At 38.5% G+C, this 20278-nt stretch carries 20 protein-coding genes; 13 read left to right on the top strand and 7 right to left on the bottom strand.

Going from position 1 to position 20278, the window contains the following annotated elements; translation table 11 throughout:
• Window positions 1–9: 9 nt before the first annotated feature.
• On the bottom strand, window positions 10–1434 hold the full coding sequence (locus LEP1GSC202_RS05360; protein WP_039928590.1) for a peptidoglycan recognition protein family protein: 1425 nt from the start codon (window positions 1432–1434) through the stop codon (window positions 10–12).
• Here LEP1GSC202_RS05360 and LEP1GSC202_RS05355 point away from each other — a divergent pair.
• The 3 genes from LEP1GSC202_RS05355 to LEP1GSC202_RS05345 are packed head-to-tail and all read left to right on the top strand — an operon-like array spanning window position 1376 to window position 5128.
• Window positions 1376–1882, top strand: coding sequence for a hypothetical protein (locus LEP1GSC202_RS05355; RefSeq protein ID WP_015676772.1), 507 nt, complete (start codon window positions 1376–1378; stop codon window positions 1880–1882). The genes LEP1GSC202_RS05360 and LEP1GSC202_RS05355 overlap by 59 nt on opposite strands.
• Before the next feature lie 10 nt (window positions 1883–1892).
• On the top strand, window positions 1893–3500 hold the full coding sequence (locus LEP1GSC202_RS05350) for a GMC family oxidoreductase N-terminal domain-containing protein (RefSeq protein ID WP_015677203.1): 1608 nt from the start codon (window positions 1893–1895) through the stop codon (window positions 3498–3500).
• Window positions 3501–3544: 44 nt separating this feature from the next.
• A complete protein-coding gene (locus tag LEP1GSC202_RS05345; RefSeq protein WP_039928214.1) occupies window positions 3545–5128 on the top strand; it encodes a tetratricopeptide repeat protein in 1584 nt (527 codons plus the stop codon).
• A gap of 136 nt (window positions 5129–5264) precedes the next feature.
• On the opposite strand, the gene LEP1GSC202_RS05340 is transcribed toward LEP1GSC202_RS05345, so the two are convergent.
• From LEP1GSC202_RS05340 to LEP1GSC202_RS05325, 4 genes are read right to left on the bottom strand one after another with little or no spacing between them, the layout of a single operon-like run.
• Window positions 5265–5981, bottom strand: a complete 717-nt coding sequence (locus LEP1GSC202_RS05340; protein WP_015676582.1) for a type I 3-dehydroquinate dehydratase — start codon at window positions 5979–5981, stop codon at window positions 5265–5267.
• Between the two features lie 6 nt (window positions 5982–5987).
• A complete protein-coding gene (locus tag LEP1GSC202_RS05335; protein ID WP_015677040.1) occupies window positions 5988–6962 on the bottom strand; it encodes a KpsF/GutQ family sugar-phosphate isomerase in 975 nt (324 codons plus the stop codon).
• The gene (locus LEP1GSC202_RS05330) at window positions 6959–7498 is read right to left on the bottom strand and encodes a UpxY family transcription antiterminator (RefSeq protein WP_015676434.1); all 540 of its coding nucleotides are present in this window, start codon (window positions 7496–7498) and stop codon (window positions 6959–6961) included. The genes LEP1GSC202_RS05335 and LEP1GSC202_RS05330 overlap by 4 nt, the downstream gene beginning before the upstream one ends.
• The gene (locus LEP1GSC202_RS05325; protein WP_015677171.1) at window positions 7485–8048 is read right to left on the bottom strand and encodes an LIC_10042 family TonB-like protein; all 564 of its coding nucleotides are present in this window, start codon (window positions 8046–8048) and stop codon (window positions 7485–7487) included. The genes LEP1GSC202_RS05330 and LEP1GSC202_RS05325 overlap by 14 nt, the downstream gene beginning before the upstream one ends.
• Between LEP1GSC202_RS05325 and aroC the strand changes: the two genes are divergently transcribed.
• The 7 genes from aroC to LEP1GSC202_RS05290 all read left to right on the top strand — a co-directional run bounded on the left by aroC (window position 8042) and on the right by LEP1GSC202_RS05290 (window position 15413).
• Window positions 8042–9178, top strand: coding sequence for a chorismate synthase (gene aroC, locus LEP1GSC202_RS05320; RefSeq protein WP_015676808.1), 1137 nt, complete (start codon window positions 8042–8044; stop codon window positions 9176–9178). The genes LEP1GSC202_RS05325 and aroC overlap by 7 nt on opposite strands.
• A 15-nt stretch (window positions 9179–9193) precedes the next feature.
• Complete coding sequence (locus LEP1GSC202_RS05315) at window positions 9194–9934, top strand: response regulator (RefSeq protein WP_015677385.1); 741 nt, start codon at window positions 9194–9196, stop codon at window positions 9932–9934.
• A 54-nt stretch (window positions 9935–9988) separates the two neighbouring features.
• Window positions 9989–11437, top strand: a complete 1449-nt coding sequence (locus tag LEP1GSC202_RS05310) for an NADH-quinone oxidoreductase subunit G (protein WP_015676635.1) — start codon at window positions 9989–9991, stop codon at window positions 11435–11437.
• Complete coding sequence (locus LEP1GSC202_RS05305; RefSeq protein WP_015677382.1) at window positions 11424–11951, top strand: NuoI/complex I 23 kDa subunit family protein; 528 nt, start codon at window positions 11424–11426, stop codon at window positions 11949–11951. The genes LEP1GSC202_RS05310 and LEP1GSC202_RS05305 overlap by 14 nt, the downstream gene beginning before the upstream one ends.
• A gap of 157 nt (window positions 11952–12108) precedes the next feature.
• Entirely contained in the window at window positions 12109–13071 is a 963-nt protein-coding gene (locus LEP1GSC202_RS05300; protein ID WP_208597386.1) for a hypothetical protein, read from the top strand.
• A gap of 71 nt (window positions 13072–13142) precedes the next feature.
• On the top strand, window positions 13143–14357 hold the full coding sequence (locus LEP1GSC202_RS05295; RefSeq protein ID WP_015677350.1) for an acetyl-CoA C-acetyltransferase: 1215 nt from the start codon (window positions 13143–13145) through the stop codon (window positions 14355–14357).
• Window positions 14358–14684: 327 nt separating this feature from the next.
• A complete protein-coding gene (locus LEP1GSC202_RS05290; RefSeq protein ID WP_208597385.1) occupies window positions 14685–15413 on the top strand; it encodes a hypothetical protein in 729 nt (242 codons plus the stop codon).
• Here LEP1GSC202_RS05290 and LEP1GSC202_RS05285 read toward each other — a convergent pair.
• Together LEP1GSC202_RS05285 and LEP1GSC202_RS05280 are read right to left on the bottom strand one after the other, a co-directional pair.
• Window positions 15410–17044 carry an N-6 DNA methylase gene (locus tag LEP1GSC202_RS05285; protein WP_015676779.1) on the bottom strand — a complete coding sequence of 545 codons (1635 nt, stop codon included), beginning with the start codon at window positions 17042–17044 and terminating at the stop codon, window positions 15410–15412. The genes LEP1GSC202_RS05290 and LEP1GSC202_RS05285 overlap by 4 nt on opposite strands.
• On the bottom strand, window positions 17041–17247 hold the full coding sequence (locus LEP1GSC202_RS05280; protein WP_015677189.1) for a hypothetical protein: 207 nt from the start codon (window positions 17245–17247) through the stop codon (window positions 17041–17043). Before LEP1GSC202_RS05280 ends, LEP1GSC202_RS05285 begins: the two co-directional genes overlap by 4 nt.
• Window positions 17248–17408: 161 nt before the next feature.
• On the opposite strand from LEP1GSC202_RS05280, the gene LEP1GSC202_RS05275 reads away from it, so the two are divergent.
• The 3 genes from LEP1GSC202_RS05275 (at window position 17409) to LEP1GSC202_RS05265 (ending at window position 20276) form a co-directional block, all read left to right on the top strand.
• On the top strand, window positions 17409–17744 hold the full coding sequence (locus LEP1GSC202_RS05275; RefSeq protein ID WP_039928208.1) for a Zn-ribbon domain-containing OB-fold protein: 336 nt from the start codon (window positions 17409–17411) through the stop codon (window positions 17742–17744).
• Between the two features lie 12 nt (window positions 17745–17756).
• On the top strand, window positions 17757–18173 hold the full coding sequence (locus LEP1GSC202_RS05270; RefSeq protein ID WP_015677039.1) for an acyl-CoA thioesterase: 417 nt from the start codon (window positions 17757–17759) through the stop codon (window positions 18171–18173).
• A gap of 342 nt (window positions 18174–18515) precedes the next feature.
• A complete protein-coding gene (locus tag LEP1GSC202_RS05265; protein WP_015676729.1) occupies window positions 18516–20276 on the top strand; it encodes a hypothetical protein in 1761 nt (586 codons plus the stop codon).
• The last annotated feature ends 2 nt before the right edge of the window (window positions 20277–20278 follow it).

Genomic DNA, 20278 nt, shown 5'->3' with positions numbered 1-20278 from the left:
TCTTCCTAATTATGGTTGAAAATTGCGGTACAATATGGCCCAGTCCATGGTCCTTCGATTTTTCCATTCTGGTTCTGGAAAGTATTTTCCACCAATCGAATTTAAAATGAGTTCCATATAATCTTCCCCCGGATCAAAATCCTTCGCATTGAGAAAAATCGATCCACCCCATTTTTTTTTGGCTTGGGTATGGCTAAAAACCCCACTTAAGTCTTCCAACTTTTCATTGGACAATGGAATTTTGTATTTGGTTGTCAGTTCTAAGACAAGGTCTTTTACTTTTTGGATTTGTTCCGGTTGTTTTAATAATTCTTCAGTGTCTTTGGCTACAATTTCGATTTGGATACAATTGTCATTGGTCCCTGTGGCCGCCGCCGCGCGGTCTTCAATCACATCCACGAGTTGGTAGGCTTTACCATTGGAATCAATCATGATCGATGCCGTAAGGTTTCTTGCTTCTAAGGTGCGAAGCGATTTAAAGTATTCTGAAATGGCTGTGTAATGGAGGACAACACAACTTGGTTTGATTTTTCCACGGAAGGTGTACTTCACACGGTATTCTTCAGGTGTGAATCCTTTCTCTGTTTTTTCCAAATGATTGAAGATCACTTTTTCTGCTTTGGTGATGCCCCGTCCATTTGTAGGATGAAACGAATCCTTAAGCAAATCTTTGTTTTCTTTTTTTAAGACCCAACCTGTGACAAATCTGTCTTTCCAATCATCTTCTTCATAAAACTTTCCTCCAATGTTGGAGAGGATTTGGTTGAGTGTTAACTCACTTCCACAAGATGAAAAATCGACGAAACCACCAAACCTACGTTTTGCTTGGTTGTGAGTGAAAATTCCTTTTTTGGAAATGATGTCATAATTGGTTTTGGGAATGTACAGGTCTTCGGCCAATGCATCGATGGTCTTTTGTAAAACTTCCGTTTGTTTTTTCTGATTGTAAAGAGTCCCTTGAGTCCCTTCGTAAACAATATGGATGGCTTCCGTATCAATTCCTGGTGCAGCCGTCCATTCCCTTGTTAAAAAATTGGGATCACCATAAATGGTTCCATTGCTATCGATATAAATATGAAATAGAAATTGGTTCTCCACCGATAAACGAAAGAAATCTGCAAACTTTCGTTTGCCAGAATTGTGAAGGATGATTGCCGAGATAGACTTTGGGTCTCTTGGTTTTGCCAATTTTTGCCATTGGGTCTGTCGTATCCCTTCCACTTCATGGAAAGGTACTAAATTTGGAACTTGAATGGATTCAAAGTTTGGTGTCCTTACAAAAAAACGAGTACATCCTGTGAAAATAAGGAAAATGAGTGATATTTTTACAAGATTCTGACACAATGGGCTCAAATCTAACTGAAGGAAATGAGATTTGGAGCCACATACACCATTCCTACTTTCACGAAATCGTTTCTTAAAATTTTCTCTCAAATGTTTTGCCTTAACTGCTGTATCCATACAGGGAGTGAATTGTGGTCCAGGAGTGAACACTCCCACTCTAAGGGGAATTTCTCCAGAACAATACCATAGTTTTCGCAGTTTGCAAGAAGTCTTCTTGCATGACAATCCCATTCCCAATTTTGATTTAGGACTTGCATTAGATAATTATGTATATGGTCATCCGTATCCTATTGAAACAGAAAGCGTTATACAGCTGTTAGCTAGTGTGCCTTCCTCAATTTTGGCAGCAATTGCTCTTGATTTTTCCTTCACTCCGATTGTCAAACTCCCACCTGAAGAACGTATCAAACGATTACATGAATGGAAACATTCTTCGCTTGGACTCAAACGTGGTGTATATGCAATCTTAAGACAAATTTCATTTTTCCTTCTCAGTTCCGACAAAGAGTACCAAAAATTTGTCGGTTATACCCTATAAGGCGGACAACATGGGAATTCCTACATTTAACGAAAAAATCATCACTCCAAAAAAACACGCAGACACGATCAAAACCTACCAAATCAAAAATGGAAAATGGGAACTCACAGCAGATGTTGTGGTCATAGGATCTGGTGCAGGCGGTGCTGTAGCTGCAAAAGAACTTGCATCCAATGGATGGAAGGTAGTGCTTATTGAAGAGGGAAGTTATTTCACTCCAGCTCAGTTTAATTCAGACGAATTTTTATCACAAGCAAGACTCTACCGTGACGCTGGGTTCATCGTGACCGAAGAACAAACGTTATCGATTTTACAAGGAAAGTCGATCGGAGGATCCACAACGGTCAATTGGCAAACATCATTGTATCCACCAGATTACGTAACCAACGAATGGAGTGAACGATTTGGTTGGCAAGGGTATTCGAGAGAAGAAATGGATTCTTATGTTTCTGAAGTGCACGAAAGGCTTGGAGTCCACGAAGTTCCTGATAACTTAATCAATGCAAACAATAATGTTTTGAGAGTTGGTGGGAAAAAAATAGGCCTCACTCCACAAGTCTTACGCAATAATAACAGAGGTTGTATTGGCCTTGGTCGTTGTGGACTCGGATGTCCAATCAATGCAAAACAATCCACTTTCCTTACTTGGATTCCAGATGCCATTGAAGCAGGCGCCACTGTTGTTTCCAATATGCGTGCAGTGAAAATCCGTGATGGAAAAATCAAAACGGTTGTGGCAGAGTTTACACCTGATGCATACGAAAAGGCACCTAATGAAATCATCGAAACCATGGAAATCAAAGCACCTGTCGTGATTGTCAGTGCTGGTGCCATAGAAGGACCTGCTCTTTTGCAAAGGAGTGGGATCGGAAATGGTTGGGTCGGAAGGAATTTAAAAGTCCATCCCACTTCTACGATCTTTGGTAAATTTGATTCTGAAATCAAAATGTTCCAAGGACCACCACAATCCATTGTGATCAAAGATGGTCATAACCAAAATGGAACTGGTTACGGGTATTGGTTAGAAGCCGCTCCTTACAGACCAACGCTTGCTTCATCCCTAGTTCCTTTTTACGGCAAACAACAGTTTGATGTGATGAAAGATTATACCAAATACAATGCAGGCATTGTTCTCGTACGGGATGGTGCGGATGGCGAAGCGAATGCAAGTGTGAAGTACAGTCTTGGACGACGAAAGGTTTATTTTGAGCTTACCCCAACTGATGGAATGAATATGTTAAAGGGTTTAAAAGCGTTAGCGGAAGTCACAGTGGCTGCAGGTGCGAAAGAACTCATCTTTCCATTCACCAGGTTCACTGAACCATACAAGGTTACCGGTAACGATAACTTTGATTGGATCTTAAAAGAGAGCACAAGACCGGGTGATCTAACAGTCGGATCTGCTCACCCACATGGTTCCATCCAATCTGCAAATGATCCTGAGAAGGGTGCAGTTGATTTAAATTTGGAAATTTATGGTCATAAAAACATATTTGTCATGGATGCCTCAGTTTACCCTACAGGACTTTCGGTGAACCCACAAATAACGACGATGAGTATCGTTCTCAGAGCCTCGCGTAATTTGGCCTCACAAAAAGAAGAAAGAACGAAGATCTAACTTTTTTCCAAAAATCCCTTTCATTCCCATGGGTTCCAACTAGTTTGGAATCCGTGCGGAAATATCTTTCCTTTCTATTCACTTTTGTCATCTTTCATACTACAGTCTTCGCCATTGACAGCGATGCAATGAAAGAAGGAAAAAAGGCTTTTTCAAAAAAAGCATACGGCGAAGCCATTAAAAAATTTACGAAACACGCCGACTCACACCCGCAAGACGGTGAGGCTTATATGTATTTGGGATATATCTACGAATACAAAAAAGATTATCCAAAATCCATTCAAAATTTTAGAAGAGCAGCGGATCTTGACTTAGACAAAGACCAAAGAAAAACTGTTTTATTGAAGTTGGCTTTATTCTTTAATTACCACCAAGATTGGAATTTGTCAGCTACGTATGCTTCTCGTTATTTAAAGTATGACCCTAAAAACGAAGAAGTACAAAAAATTTATAACCGAGCTGTAGGAAATAAAGGAAATCCTTCTTCTACAACGCAAACATATACCCAACCAACAAAAGTTGAACCAAAACACGAATCCAAACAAACAGACTCGAAACAACCCGATTCCAAAAAAGATCCAATCAAAAAAGTGGATGAACCTGGAGAAGACAAGGAAACCACAAAACCGAGTGAGTCTTACGAACAGATTTTGGCAAACCAACCCAATTTGGAAGACGTACGTTGGGATTATGTTCTCGCACTTTTTGATGAAAAAAAATACGATAAAGCAGAAACCAATTTAAACGTACTCATCGAAAAAAATCCAACACGTTCTAGATACCATTACAAAATGGGTATCATTAAACTACGGTTAGATGATCCTAAGGCTGCGATTGAATCTTTTGAAAGAGCGAAAAAAAATCCATTTTCAAAAGATACAAATGTGTTTTTGTATTATGTTTATTTGAATGAGGGAATTGCTTACCAAAAATTAGCAGAAATTGATAAGGCAGAATCTTCTTTTTTAGAGGCCTTTAAACAAGTTCCAAAGGACACACCTCTTTTAGCCCTAGCAAGATTGTATGAACAAAAATCGGATTGGGAAAAATGCATACAGTCATCTGACAAAGCCCTTTCCTTTAATCCAAACCAAGTTGAATCTCATATGTTTCGATTTGTTTGTATGTTCGAAGTGGGAAACAAAACCAAAAAATTTGAATCAAGTTTTGCCAAATATTCTGAATTCATCAAAAACAAATTCCCTGATCCAATACAAACTCCCGAAAAGTATCAGGTTGGATTTTTAAAATTAGCTCGTAAATATACGGAAAACAATGCCTTTGATACGGCTGACTTATACTTTGCTGTTTTAGAAAAAGACCCAACCATTTCTTCAGGTCGTGAGTATTTGTTCTATCGAGGAAGAAATTATTTCTACGGTGGAAAAATTGATTCTGCCATTCCGTATTTGCAAAAAACTTCAGGTTCTTCTGCGGCCCATTACCTACTTGCACGTTGTTATGCGAAAAAAAATGACATCACCAAAACGAAAGAAGAGTTCCAATTGGCAGCTGATTTGAAACCAGAGTACTGGACTTCTGCCAATTTAGAAAAAGATTTTAAAGAAGTATGGAAAGATCATTCTTTCCAAGAATTTTTGCGAACAAAAGCAGGTAAAGTTCCTTAGATGCAAGGAATATTGTAAAGTTTGTATTGAGACAACTCTTTACAATAGGTATGAGTTCACGTTTTGGCAAAAAAATGATTCGTTAGATAAATTCGTTTACACTCTGCCTTTTGTGAACTTTTAACGACTCTCCTGATCAGTCATCTTTCGATTCTTTGGCCGATTGTGGACTTTTGAAAAGGTCTGCTCGCATTTTTTTAAACGTATCCACCGAAATTTGACCAGGGGCTTTTGGTTCACCGAGCGTCATATAAGTGAATGACGAATTGAATTTGTCGCCAAACACACGTGAAATGATTCCAAGCTCTCCCATACAAATTCCAATCATAGTATGTGTTTTGGAAAGAAGTTTGATATCGTTTAAAAAATCAGCAGTTTCCTCGATGTTTTCTGGAGTGATGGCAAATTTATAAATCGGATTTTTTTTCTTAACGGGTTTTGACTTTGCAATGAATTGGTTCATTTCATTAGCTAAAATTGATTTTTTAAACGAATGATAAGAATAAATGATTCGATAGTTCAAAGTTTCATAATTTCGAAAAATTGTATCTTCACGGTTTAATTCTATATCCAAATAATTTGCGTTGTCATTAAAATCTTTAATGATCCCTTCTACATCCTCTGGGAAAAGTTTCACATAGGATCGAACACTACTATCTTCTGCACGGCGGTAAGTGAAAAGAACAGGAAGACCCAGTGCTTTGATCTTTTTTTTCATCTCTTTTTGGATGTAATTTCTAGAAAATAAATCCAAGCGGACTTCGATTACATCTACATCTTTTACATCTTTTTTTTGTAAGTGGCGGAGTTCGTCTTCGCCGACAGAAGCAACAATTTTATAAGAATCTGGCATCTTTGTTTATAATCCTTTTTGTAATAAATCGTGGAGGGAAATCATCCCAACAAAAACTCCCTTTTCATCGACTACTGGAGCCACAGAAATTGGTCTTTCGCGTCCTTCCATTTTGATGAGAACATCATATGCCTTTTCATTTGGTTGGAAACTATTGGGATTTGGATTCATCATTTCTTTTGCAGTTACGTTGGGAGACAAAGTATGTTTGGTGAGGTACTTTCGTATGTCATAGTCTGTGATGAGACCAACCAAATTTCCTTTACTATCCACTACACCTGTTGCCCCAATTCCTTTTTCGGTGATTTCTTTTAGGATCACTTCGAGATTGGCATCAATTGGTATGGAAGCATTACGTTCTCCCTTTCGCATGACATCGGATAAATACAAGGATAACCTTTTTCCCAGTCGACCTGCTGGATGGTACAATGCAAAGTCATCTGCTTTGAATTCCTTTAATTCCATAAGAGCAACCGCAATGGCGTCTCCCAAAACAAGAGCAATGGTAGTGCTAGAAGTGGGTGCGAGGTCCAAAGGACAAGCTTCTTTTAATACTGGAGTAATGATGACAACATCAGATAGTTCCGCTAACTTCGATTTGTTGTTGGCAGTGATTCCAACAATTTTTGCTCCAATTTTGCGAAGGGTTGGTAAAATATAATTGAGTTCTTCAGATTCACCACTTTTTCCGATGGCAAGCACAACATCGTCAGGTCCAACAATTCCTGAGTCTCCATGGGAGGCATCTGTAGGGTGTAAAAAATAAGCAGATGTCCCTGTGGAAGAAAGTGTATGGGAAATTTTTTTCGCAATATCGCCAGACTTTCCAACACCAGTGACAATGACTTTCCCTTTTGACTTCAGGATTAACTCGACACAGTTTCTTACAGAAGGATCTAAGTTTTCTCTAAAATGAATAAGGGATGAAATTTCGTCATCTAAGGCTTGTTTAACTATTGTCAGTATATCTTTTTCTTTCATTGTATCAATTCCTCCCAGGCTATATGATCCATATTGATTTCATATGAAAAAATCGTTTCCACACCTGGAATCCTACAAACGACCAATGTTTTGTTTTTCACTTTCACGATTTCCATGGTTTTACCACGGAAAGATCCATCGATGATTTTAACCACTTTGCCTTTTTGGAATAATAATTCAGGGTTCATTTTGAGAGACTCCGCATATTCTTTTAGGCCTTGTTCCAAAACATCCAAATCGTTTTGTTCCAAGATTGCAGGTTGCCCTTTATGGAAAACAAAATGTAGGGAACCTGGGAGTTGGAGGACTTTATTTTTATCCCTCCAAAAGACAATTTTCACAAAAATATAAGAAGGCAAAATGGGGACTTGGATCCACTTAAAACGATCCGTCCATTTTTTACGTTCCTTACGGATTGGTAAATAATTCTCGATATTGTACTTTCGGAGGAGTTCACTGAGTTTTTTTTCCGCACGAGGTTTGGTATAAACAATGTACCATGCACTCTCTTCGGAATGTGGGTTAGTCTCGGACATCTAAACGGAACCTAATGGGGAGTACAAATTCTTTGCCTTTGGAATACGAAAATTGCCATTCAGAGAGTTGGCGTCGTACCTGTTGATCAAAAACCGCATACCTACATGCGGTGACCACTGCAATTTTTTCCAGAGAGCCATCTTCTTTTACAGTGAGCCTGTAAACACAATCGTCTTCCAGTTTTTGTTCCAAAGCCAAACTGGGGTAACTGAGGCAATTTTGGAAATCGGAGATTTCATCGTTTGTGGTTTTGGTTCCTTCACTTGGGGAATGGGTCCCCGAAACGGAATCTTTTTTTTCGCCGAGTCCCGTTGACAGATTCAATTGAAAGGAAGAAATACTCCCCCCTTTTCGCAGTTGGAACATTGAAGGATCTATGTCACTTTTGTAGAGATTTGCCAAGGTAAGCACTAGAAACATAATGTGAATCCCGATGCTAAAGCCAAGTGCCTTGTATTTGGGTCCATTGAAGAGAGAGTGCATTCCAAGTTCATGAAAAACTTTATTGGAGAGAATGCAATCTCCATTTTCATTGTCCGTATATGCCATCAAGTTGGGGAAAAATTTTTAGAGTATCGACCTATGGAGAATCTCACGGAACTTCCGTTGGAGTTGTTGTGGATGGAGTGCCAGCAGGGCTTCCATTTCCGGAAGAAGAGATCCAAAAAGATCTAACACGCCGTAGGCCAGGCCAAAATGATCTGACAACTCCGAGAGATGAAAAGGATCGTATGGTTGTGGAATCGGGAGTGTTTGAAGGCAAAACCACCGGTAGCCCCATTCTTATGAAGGTGAACAACCAAAATACCATTGGCAGTGATTATGATGAGATGGCACATGTTTTCCGACCTTCCCATGCAGATTATACCTATTCTGAAAAATATGGCCATAGAGCCCATGTGGGTGGGGGACGATCTTCTGTTCGTGAAACGATAGGTCGTGTGGCCGCTGCTGGACTTGCCCGAGTGATTTTAGAAAACGAATTGGGAATTTCAACCGTAGGATTTGTGGATTCAATTGGTCCCATTGATTCGAATCTCTCTGAAAACGAATACCCTATCTCAAGAGACACAGTGGACCAATTTCCTACACGTTGTCCAAAAGTATCTGCCAATGAAGAAATGGAAACTCTCATTCGCAAACTTAGGGATGAAGGGGATTCGGTTGGTGGTGTGGTAAAGGTTGTAGTTCGTAACCTTCCACCTGGACTTGGTGATCCCGTATATGATAAGTTAGATGCAGATTTAGCAAAAGCAATTTTATCGATTTCTGCTTGTAAAGGATTTGAAGTAGGATCTGGATTCGCAGGCACTCGCCAAACAGGTAGTACACATAACGATGAATTTTACATTGAAGAAGGTACAGGCAAAGTGAAAACACGGACAAATCGTTCAGGAGGGATCCAAGGTGGAATCTCCAATGGAATGGATCTTGTGATTCGTGCTGCTTTTAAGCCAACCTCTACGATTAAAAAAGAGCAAAAAACCGTGAACGACCAAAACAAAGAAACCATTCTCAAAGCGAAAGGCCGTCATGATCCTTGTGTATTGCCTAGGGCAGTACCTATAGTGGAAGCAGTCGTAAATTTAGTGTTAGTTGATGCATACCTTTACCAAAGAGCACTTCAACCAAAATGGTTTATGAAGTATGCGAATTTAAACGCCATTCCAAACCAATAGAGGATCTATAATCGAATGAATCGTCCCAAAGTTTACAAAATTTTACTCTTAGAAGATGATGAGAGTAGTGCCAAACTTTTATTACATACTTTAGAGAGATATAATTTTGACGTAACACATGTTGTGGACGGGATGTCTGGGCTTACCAAAATTCGAAACAATAGTTATGATTTGGTGATCAGTGATGTGAACATGCCTTATTTGGATGGGATCAGTTTTCTTCAAAAAGGTAAGGAGATGTTAAAACTCACTCCTGTCATCATGGTGACTGCCGTAAGTGAAAAAGACCAAGTGAAACGTGCTGCATACAGCCATGTGACAGCTTATTTGCTCAAACCCATTGCAAATGCTGCCCTTCTCGAAAAAATCGCCCAAGTCCTCCAACTCAAACCCGAAAACATCATCGACAAAAAAGATTTCCCTTTGCAGGTGAATGTGACCGAACTTTCCATTTCCCAAATCCAATTGGATATCAAAGGCTGTCCTGGCAAAAAATCAACCGAGGAAATTTACGACCGTTTTATGTTGACGCTAGCGGGGCGAGGTTCTTTCACCAATTTGAGAATCAATCTCGATAATGCTTTTTTTTATGAAGTCCGTGCCTTACAGATTTTAGATGATTTGATCGCCAAAATTCTAAAACAGACCAATATCAGAGCCAGTTCCCTATTTGTGGATTCCGAATTTTTCTCCAATCATGTTGTCGACTTACAACCCTACGCCTATCTACCCGAGGTAAATATAATTTCCAAATGAAGGTTTGACAAAATCAAAAGACCTAAGTCTAATCAAACCTAGGGGGTCTGTTCTTTGGTTAAGATAAAGATAGACGGAGTCGAATACGAAGTCGACGAAAAGAAAAACCTCATTGATGCAACAAAAGAAGTAGGAGTCGAAATTCCTTACTTCTGTTACCACCCAGCTCTAAGCATTGTCGGTATGTGCCGCATGTGTCTCATTGAGATTGAAGGGGTGCCGCGTTTACAAGCCGCATGTAATACTCCTGTAAAAGAGGGAATGGGTATCATTACAAAATCCGATCGTGTCAAAGAAGCACGAGCTGGTACAATGGAATTCCTTCTCGCCAATCACCCGTTAGATTGCCCGGTTTGCGATAAAGCTGGGGAATGTCGTTTGCAAGACAATGCCTTTGGATCGGGAACTGGACATTCGCGTTTTGAATTTGAGAAACGAAATATCCCTCAAGAAGAAATTGGAACCAATCTCATCATCAACCACAATCGATGTATCGTTTGTTACCGTTGTGTTCGCTTTGAAGAAGAAAAAGTGGGAGAATCAAACCTAGGACTTTTTGAACGAGGCAACCATTCCATCATTGGCCTTGCCAAATCAGAACCGATTGCTCACAACTACCAAGGTGCCCTTGCAGACATTTGCCCCGTAGGAGCCCTACTCAATAACAAAACATTATTTAAATCACGAGTTTGGTGGTACAAATCACACAAATCCGTTTGCCATGGTTGTTCTACAGGATGTAATGTAACAACGAATGTGCGAGACAATAAAATGTATCGTTATATGGTGCGTGAAAACTTTGAACAAGGAATGTTTTTTCTATGTGACAAAGGTCGATTCGATATTGATTGGATGAATGAAAATCGTTTGTTCAGTTATTTAGAAAATGGAAAAAACTCAACATCCCAAGTTGTGGTTTCTAAAATCATTGATCGATTGAAAGAAGCCAAATCAATCGCAGTTCTCGGTGGTGCTCACGAATCCAACGAAACCTTGGAAGCACTCAAACAAAATTTGCAAACACTCTCACATGAGTTAGGTGAAAAATCCATCCAATGGGAAACACTTGTCACGGCTGCCCAAAATAAAGAAACCGAACAAGTTGACTTTTTACTCACAAAAGACAATCACCCGAATACAAAGGGAGCCATTGACTTAGGTCTTACCACTGCTTCTGGGATTTCAGGGATTGTTTCTGCAGTAAAACAAGGATCAATTGATTTGGTGATCCTTTTAAAAGAAGCTATTCCTGATGGCATTGATCCAAACAAAGTGATTTGTTTCGATACCAATTTGACCGAAGCTGCGAAGAGCGCAAGTTTGGCGGCACCAATTCAAATTTTTTGTGAAGCGGAAGGAAGTTTTACCAATAAAAACGGCCTCAAACAAAATTTTGAAAAGTCAATGAATCCCATCCAAGGATTACTTTCGTCGGCAGGTGTTGTAGGTTTGATTTTAAAATCCATGACAAATAAAATGGAGGCATCCGTTGGGAACCGTTAATGTCGTCAACGTAGCCAAAAAACACCAGTTTTCTTGGTATGAAAAATTTTACTTTTGGTCCATTGGTAAAGGCCTTTGGATCACTCTCAAACATTTTGTAAGGGTTGCCTTCTTTAATAAACAGGTCACAATAGAATACCCTGACAAAAAACGACAATACTCAACACGATTTCGTGGAATGCACTCGATGAAACGCGATGAACAAGGCCGAGAAAGGTGTACAGCATGTTTTTGTTGTATGTGGATTTGTCCAGCCAATGCAATTCATATTGAGGCCGCAGAAGTACCAGCAGAACGCCAACACCTTCACCCAGAAGATAAGTTTGCGAAAAAATTTGAAATCAATTTGCTACGTTGCATCTTCTGTGGGTTATGCGAAGAGGCATGTCCAAAAGGTGCCATTTATTTGGATGGAACTGGTGAGATGGCAGCAGACAACCGAGAGGATTTGTTTTTAACCAAAGAAAGGATGATGGAAAAAACAGGTGGTCCTATCCTCGGCCAAAGGAATTAAAATTCTAACCTATCTACAAAATCGATACCCGGCTTGTATGTTCAAAATACATCCGGGTTTTTAACCGAATCAGTTCATCTCAGCAGTTGTGTTTTTCAAATTTTCTTCATTCTTAACAAAACGATTCGTTTTCATTTTAATCCTCTGCCAAATTAGTATGGGTTTTGGACTTGTTTTGCCATTGGTCGCGGAAACCACTATCATTGAAAATGAAGAAGATGAAAAACGTGTTTTAGAAAACCATGCGTTTGAAAAATTACGTTTTGGTCTAGCCAATCACATCCATTATTACAAAGTCAAAAAAACAAAAAATACAGTCGTAGAACAAAGGTCAGGTCGTAAACGTTTGTATGATCATAATTTGATTTTACGATCAATCTTTCGGAATCGCATTTTACACCACCAGTATGGATCCATAGGACGTCTGTTAGATGGTGCTAGTTTTATTGATTTTGGAAGTGCCATTCTCTATGAAGAAGGAGCAGTGACAGTCAGAGATTTGTATGAAGACCAATTCCTCTCTCGTTACATCAAAAAAATTGTCGCTACCGACATCAATGACCCTGAATACGATCATACCCGTTATATCGAAATCCATCTGACGGAACGGGATCCGTTTCCGTTTGCCTTTAACGAAATTCCCTATCGATTGGATGACCCTTCCTACATTCGCATTTTGACAAAACTTTATACTCCGAATGAGTTTTCGCCCGTGATCTTTCGCAGCACCAATTCTGGACCCGATTTGTTTTACACTGTGGAAGAAATGAAGGAACACTTTCGATCCGTTTTGGATGCCAACCCTCACAGGACCATTCTGTATTTTTTCAATCGTTACATTTTCTTCCGGACACCCTGTGAATCTAAATTCCAGCTGATTGGGACCATCGACGAAAAGGTAGGAGTGAACCATAGTTTTAGCGCCTGGCGGTATGTGGACTGGAACAAACGGGAATTTTCGGAGGCTATCGAACCTAATTTTCGGTACATCCGGATCGCTGACGAACGGAATGAGAGCAAAGCAGACAAGTTTGATGCGATGATTTCGGGGTATTCTTGCCAAATCCAAGCGAAAATGAAGTACTACCGTCACAAATTCACAAAAACTATGACGAAATGATGATTTTTTTACTTTTCTTGTGAGGCGAACTCTGTACGTTTTTCCTAGAACACCCAGAGAGAGGTAAACCCATGGGGAATTCCTATATTATTGATGCTGTCCGAACTCCGAGAGGAAAGGGCAAAAAACGCGGGACACTTGCATCCGTCCACCCACAAGAATTAGCTGCTGCCACATTAAAAGCCATCCAATCCCGTACAGGAATCGATCCAAAAACGGTAGAAGAAGTTGTAATGGGTTGTGTATCCCAAGTTGCTGACCAAGCAGCATGTATCGCACGTTATGCGGTAATGGCGGCTCATTGGCCAAAAGATGTTCCAGGTTACACTGTAAATCGATTCTGCGGATCTGGATTACAAGCACTCAACAACGTTGCAAACCATGTTGGTTCGGGAGCAATGGAACTTGGAATCGGTGGTGGAGTGGAATCCATGAGCCGAGTGAAAATGGGTGATGATATGATCGGTCGTGATTTTAACGTTGGTAACGATAAAATTGCTGCTCATTACAATTTAGTTCCACAAGGGATCTCCGCTGATTTGATCGCAACAAAGTATGATATATCTCGTGAAGAGGCAGATCGTTTTGCAGAATCTTCACAACAAAAAGCACATGCAGCGATCCAAAATGGATATTTCAAAAAATCTGTGCTCCCTATCACTTTGGATGATGGAACCGTTGTAACGGAAGAAGAAAATCCAAGATTGGAATCTGATTATGCTTTCCTTTCGGGACTTGGTCCTGTTTTCAAAACAATCGGTGAAAAAGAACTCGATGCGATTGCACTTCGTTCATACCCAGAAGTTAAAAAAATCAATCACATCCATACACTCGGAAATTCATCCGGAATCGTTGATGGTGCTGCTGCGATTTTAGTTTCTAACGATGAAGGTTTGAAAAAATACGGTTTGAAACCTCGTGCGAAAATCCTTGCAACTGTTGCAACTGGTGAAGACCCAACCATTATGTTAACTGGTCCGGTTTCTGCTTCGCAAAAAGCTTTGAAACAAGCAGGACTCAGCGTAAAAGACATCGACCTTTGGGAAATCAATGAAGCTTTCGCCTCTGTAGTGTTATATGTAAAAAAGACACTCGGAATTGATGAATCCAAAATCAATGTGAACGGTGGAGCGATTGCTCTTGGACATCCACTCGGAGCAACAGGCGCAATCCTTACAGGAACCGTACTTGATGAGTTGGAAAGAAGAGACCTTCGTTACGGCCTTATCACTCTTTGTATTGGTGGTGGTATGGGGATTGCTACAATCATCGAACGATTGAAGTAAAACCAAATTTTCTAAAACTTTCAAGTTTAGACCCCGTGTATTGGGGTTTAAACTTGGTTCGTTTATGGCTCATCTACCGCTAAATTTCCTGTCATTACCTCATCAGATTAATAAGTAATGCGCAAAGCATTTTTGTTTGAGTAGTGAATCCCGTAGAAAATTCTCCATTAAATATAGGAATTAATTTTGCAGAAATTCAACAATAAAGGGCTATGAGTGACATAGTTCATCTACTTATTTGCGTTAGCTCCTAAAATGCATTTCAAGATGTTTTAGACGCTTAAAAAAAAGATTTATCATAGAAGCTCAATATAATTCGTTAGGTTTATGGCTGATCTGCAAAACATGCCCCCTATTAAAATTGACACGGAAGAACTCAAAAAATGGGGAAGCCGTTGGCTTTCCGATAAAAATGAAGAAAACGGTAACAGGAAAGAGGAGTCGAGTTTCGATAGACAACAATCGGTGAATTTTGCTCAATTTATCGATTTAGCTTTTGGACATGCAATATCTAAGATGTTGGGTGACATCGAAGTTGTTACTCCTACTTTTAGTTCTCTTTTACCTGCAAAACCAGACGCCGTTGAAGTTGGCCCAGTACGCATTGTTGGTGGTGTTCGCCCACAAAATTTTGATGCTGCTTATAGACCTGATGGACCTAGAATTGTTTTTGATAGTAAAACGCTCAACGAAGAAAAAAGTATAGGGAAAAATTGGCAAAATATGATCAATGATCTTGGCACAGAGGCAACTACTGTCCATACCAGATTTCCATATGCGTTAGTTATCTTTTTCGTTGTCCTCCCGAAACCAGCATTAAATCCTAAACAAGAAAGAGATCTAATTAGAACTCTTGAACGATTAGGATCTCGCGTTAGTGTGTTAGATCAACACCATTTAGCAGAAGCTATATCAATGGTTGTTTGGGATCCTGAAACAGGCCATATCGATGCAAACAGTCCACCTCAAACTTCACCTCTAAGATTTGAAAAAGTTCATAAAATAATCGAAGAACTTTATTTAGATAGATATAAAGGTCTTCCACCTCATGACTAATTTCTATTTTTTCTCCTTAAAAATAATTTTGTATAAATATTTTCAAGCATATCGACTTCTAACTTTTTAAATCTTAACAATTCCTTGAGTACAAACTGAGAGTTTTTTAACAAAAATTTACCATTTTCTTTTCTTGATACATCATAATTAAATGATTTATCAAGTAATAAATTTGGATTTGGGATAAGAAGATTTTCTGCTTCGGTTGGTTCTAATTCTAAAACTCCTCCACCATAACTACGTCCTTCAATCTCTGCTGAAGCAGCTGTTATGTATGTGTAAAAGAGAACTTGCGGGAATTGTCTTTCTTTCTTCTTTCTAACGCGATGAATTGTATCTGTAGAAACGGCTTTTGCATTATTAATTACTAAGTGTGGAAAGTCGTGTATTTGTCGGAACATAAAAGCATCGGGTGCCCAAATAGATGGCACCTTATACCATTGTTTCCTTTTCGAACATTTATAACCTTTATGAATATTAAGCAACTCTCCATATTCGATATATTCTTTCACATTTTGGGGAATATGGCCATTCAACTTATTAAAATCTAAAAGCCCAACTGGTTTATTTTCATTCCATAAATGTCTCCAATCATTCGAATAGAATATTTCATTTTTAATTTGATAAGAACGACCAACAATAGGTTTTATATAATTTTGTAATTTATATTTTTCCGCTGTAGCTTTATTGATTAAGAAATATTCGTTTTTGCCTGTCACTATGCCAACATCAACTTCAAAAAAATCACCAAATCTACATATACGATGATCACTTTTTAATCCTCTCATGAATTCAATTTCTGAGTTGTTCAAAAAATATTTGGTCCATTTTTCAGTGGAATGATTTACATATTTATGCTTTCGTTCTTGTTTATAATTTTTTATTCTTGTAATGAGTTCAGTCTTTGAATTAGTTTCAAGAACCTCAATATTTTCATCGCCTGAAATTTTCTGGTTCTTTCCGCTTGCTAAAACTACTACAACTTCTTGTTCAGCATTTTCAAAAATTAGCTCATTACAAGTAAAAATAGCAATATTCTGAAACGAATCAATTAAATACTTTCTCAATGGTCCCGCATAACTAACTTGCAGTAATTCAGCAGGTACAACCATCCCGATACGTCCATTTTCTTTTAACAGAGCAACTGAGAGTATTATAAAGGGTACCCAAATATTTGTGAGTCGATTCAATTTAATTCCATTTGATTCAGAGAATAAAAGGGCATTGGTTCGAGATGGTTCTGGAAAGTTTTGAAATCGTATGAATGGAGGATTCCCCAAGACTACATCAAATTCACGGCCGCAATTTTTATACCATTCAAAAAAATCTTGGAAGTAAAGATGTTCAAGTTTAGTTTTATAAACATCTTTGCAAAAGTTTTTAACTTTTGCAAATTCATTGAAATCTATCTCAACTCCAAATAAGGATTTATTAATTTCCTTTATATTTTCACCTAATGTTTTTTTTCTTGAAATGATTGCTTTTATAAACTCACCATCCCCAAAGCTAGGTTCTAATATAGTCTGATTTGGTGAATTTATTGCCCAATTAGTAATAGCCGATGCCACATCGGATGGAGTATAATAACCTCCGCGAAATTTCTTTTCTAATATGACTTTTGCTGTATTCATTTATCTTTTCTATTTTTATTAGTATTTTTAGTAACCTTTCCAAAAGATAATTTAGGTTGGCTTACGTTATCTAAATATTCATTGCATTGCTTTAAAAACCAGTCTTTAAGTGTAAGTTTTTCATTAGCTAATGCAATGTACAACTTATCTTTTAGTGCAGGATCAATTTCTAAAACTATTCTACCTGAATTTCCTCTAGACATCTGAATCTCTTGTAATATAACATATGTAATATAGGGATTTTGTCAATAAGGTTTTTATTAACTTAAACTTTCTGCTACCGATTATCTAATGATCGTGAAGTCACAGCAAATGGGTATTTTAACGTATTGCTTTTATTTTATGAAAATATGAGAAATGTACTATGAGCATAGTTCAAACATTCGCCGGCACAATTTGTAATCAATGTAACTTCAAAGTAGCAGAAGTGTTAGATGGATGCCCATCTTGCGGTAGCGAATCGATCGAAACTGTAGAACTCAAACAGACGGGAAGTATTGTATCTTTTACAGTTGTGCACGTTGGATTTGGGCATATGGCGAAAAGAGCTCCTTATGTACTTGCCATCGTTCAAACAGAAGAAAATGTAAAACTCACAACTGTGATTGATGGTGTCCTTGATTTTAATTCTGTAAAAATTGGTGATAAAGTTCGATTCAAAACGAATGATGAAGCGATCGGTCCCTTGTTTCAATACTAAACTAATTTTCTTATGAAACAAAATCAATTTGTTTACCAACTTCGCATACGATATTCAGAAGTCGATACCCAAGGCATTGTTTTTAATGCCAATTATCTCAATTATCTAGATGTGGCCATCACCGAGTACTTTCGTGCAAAAGGGATTTCCTACACTGAATTTATGGAAAAATACCAGTTGGATTTCCATGTGATCCAATCGCTCATTGACTATCGCAATGGAGCAAAGTTTGATGAAGTAATGGAAGTGCAATTGGAACCAAGTTACCAATCTTCTAAAGTATTTTGGGAGTTCCAGATGAAGATCGGTGAAAAAAGAATTTGTTCTGGCATCTTAACTTATATCACTGTGAGCCATGTAACTAAAAAAATTGTATCAATACCAGAGGAAGTGATCCAATTGTTGCAATGGAAAAAAAAAGAACAATAGAAATTGATCTTATGCGCCACCGATTGGAGCGGAAATCCTTTCCTTACACAAAGTAATTTTAATGCATAAGCAAATGGGAAAGATTGCAGCGGAAAGCGGGATCGTGATACAAATGAATTGAAATGCGAAAACCATTTCGAGGCGCCCCATAGAAACAAATCGTCCTGATTCATGAATCCATACTAATTAAATTTATATTAGAAAGTTCAGATCACTTCATTCGAAATCAATTATATACAATCTGGTATACTGGACAAATTGTTCAGAATTTGTTTTTGATTTGACTTGTCAATTTATTTCAGATTAAGATGCGTGACAAACTTATCATCACAGGATATCCCTATGAACCATTCTTCCATTGTCATGCGATCTTTGTTCGCAAGTGCCATTCTACTTTTGGCATTTTCCAATTGTTCTAAACGAAAAGTAAAGCCAGTGGAACCGGCGATGCGTTTTTACTTTTTCCAATCGAACCTTGAATTGGAATTAATCAAAGAAACAAAGTTACCAGGAATCGCAATTGGTAAGGTAAACGCCAAAGACAACGTGGAAATTACGGCTTATGTAGAGGTAACAGAAAAAGATACTACGTTCACTTACTTCCAAGTGAATTGTCCAGACAGATTGAAAGCACAATGTGAGGATGGTAAGGCTTATTTTCCGAGTACATCCAGAGTGGATACTCATTATGTTGCAGGGCTTCTTGACTCGGGGAAAGCTTTTGTATCTGAAAAAGCTGCGGGAACGATTGTTGGTAAAACGGATTATGAGGTGATCAATTCTATCAGACAGTGGTTGCTAACTCCAGAAAAAATCAAATCAATTGATCTATCAAAAGTAAATGCGGGAATTTTTAACATTGCCTTGGCTTTGGAATTTCCTAAACCAGATGATCGATTAAAAGTTGTGAACGAATTGGTTTTGTTGCCCAATTTAGTAGGCCAAACTTCACCGAAAGATCCGAGGCATGCAGCCGTTGTGAAACGTTTCGCGGCACTACGTGAAACAGGAAAAGATGGATCGGGATTGATATTACCTGAAGCTGAATCTTATTTAATTGAGAATTGGAAACTCCAAAAAGATGTAATGGAAAAACAACTTTATTCAGAGTTTGCTGTAAGAGCAAATTCATATAAGGGTCTTGTGGTTCAGTTTAATAAATTCAAAAATCATTATCTAATCCCCGAGATGTTATTCCAATTGATTGCGAAAGATGGTGCGTATTCGGCAAAGGGTTTGCCATTCCAATACCTTTCCCTTTCAGACTCTTCACAATCTGCAATGGACATTGTGAAAAAATTCCAAACAAACTTTGATCCATTGTCTGTTGTCGCCAATGGAAAGTTAGAGTTCAAAGAGAACGAAGGTGTTTTTTTACACATCACACAAATGGATGGATCTGGCAATTTAGGTTCGGATGAAACATTAGAAGTACTTTCGATCATAGCAGAAGAATCAGGTGGATCCATTGGATTTCGCATCAAATTAAAAGCAGGAGAAGTGATCCTAACACCCCTTGCCACAACAGATTATCTCCTCACTTCGGGCCAAGGTTTCAAAGAATTTTTGGCAACCATCCCAAAAGATTACAAAGAAATTTTTAAAACCAATCCTTATGAAAAAGCAGTTGTACTCGTTGCCGCCAAATTTGGTGAAGGTGGCTTCAATGAAGAGATTGGTGAAATGCAGTATCGTTTGTCGACACAGGATCGTTATTGGATGGTTTATGAAATTGTTCGGTCACATCCCAATATCAAACGTGATAAAGAATCCAGTGGTTCTTTTGTGACAAGTTATGGAAGTGCTAGTGATGGAACTTGTTTTAATGATTTCCAGTGGCGTCAACCAAAGGGTCAATTTTATGTATCAGGAGTTTATGCGGGATGTAATGGGGAAAGTGGAGAAACTCCGAAAAGGGAAGAAGAGTTGTGTTTTGAAGAATTGGGTCCTGATACGATTTATATCACCTTTCCTGCCTCGGACTTACGATCTGATAAACCGAGGATTGATATAGAGCTTCAGAATGAATCTTCCGTTTGCCAGTACATCAATCGTTTGGTATTCGATTCAAAAAAATACAAAGGTGAGAGTGGTGGTGAATGATT

It is taken from the genome of Leptospira yanagawae serovar Saopaulo str. Sao Paulo = ATCC 700523, from assembly GCF_000332475.2.
Classification (GTDB): Bacteria; Spirochaetota; Leptospiria; order Leptospirales; family Leptospiraceae; genus Leptospira_A; species Leptospira_A yanagawae.
The sequence above is the reverse complement of the archived record's forward strand: the minus strand, read 5'-3'. Positions and strand labels throughout refer to the sequence as shown.